Origin of the sequence: Rhizobium ecuadorense, assembly GCF_001187535.1 — a bacterium.
GTDB lineage: Bacteria > Pseudomonadota > Alphaproteobacteria > Rhizobiales > Rhizobiaceae > Rhizobium > Rhizobium ecuadorense.
Window position 1 is genome coordinate 1 of the sequence record NZ_LFIO01000417.1, and the last position, 227, is coordinate 227.

Below are 227 nucleotides of genomic sequence, written 5' to 3' on the forward strand. Positions count from 1 at the left end.
CTCTAAACATATGCTGGTGGAAGCCGGGCCGCCGCTCGAGGCACGCGACCGCGGTTACTGGCTGATACCGCCGCGATCGGCAAATATTCATAGCGAGAGGCTCAGCACCTGGCTGGTGGATGAAGTCGGCAGGACCTGACATTCAGACCGAGGCCGGTGCGTCATTGCATCCGGAATATGTTCGCGTTCAGGAGAGAAGTCTTGTCATGACCGACGCCGATCGACAT

The 227-nt window shown here is 58.6% G+C and carries 1 pseudogene; it reads left to right on the forward strand.

The features are described 5' to 3' along the window. Positions 1-139: pseudogene (locus AF337_RS45215) on the forward strand (LysR family transcriptional regulator); the annotation flags it as partial. Positions 140-227: the final 88 nt, after the last annotated feature.